Below are 424 nucleotides of genomic sequence, written 5' to 3' on the forward strand. Positions count from 1 at the left end.
GGTGAAATTCCAATCGAACCTGGAGATAGCTGGTTCTCTCCGAAATAGCTTTAGGGCTAGCCTCAAGGCAAGAGTACCGGAGGTAGAGCACTGTTTGGACTAGGGGCCCTCATCGGGTTACCGAATTCAGACAAACTCCGAATGCCGGATACTCATCCTTGGGAGTCAGACTGCGAGTGATAAGATCCGTAGTCGAGAGGGAAACAACCCAGACCGCCAGCTAAGGTCCCCAAGTATACGTTAAGTGGAAAAGGATGTGGAGTTGCTTAGACAACCAGGATGTTGGCTTAGAAGCAGCCACCATTCAAAGAGTGCGTAATAGCTCACTGGTCGAGTGACTCTGCGCCGAAAATGTACCGGGGCTAAACGTATCACCGAAGCTGCGGATTGCTTTGGCAATGGTAGGAGAGCGTTCCAAGTGCAG

Annotated in this window: 1 rRNA gene; it reads left to right on the forward strand. The window is 51.2% G+C overall.

Going from position 1 to position 424, the window contains the following annotated elements:
• Positions 1-424, forward strand: a 23S ribosomal RNA gene (locus FS666_RS19500); the annotation flags it as partial.

This window comes from Siminovitchia fortis (genome assembly GCF_007681465.1).
GTDB lineage: Bacteria > Bacillota > Bacilli > Bacillales > Bacillaceae_C > Siminovitchia > Siminovitchia fortis.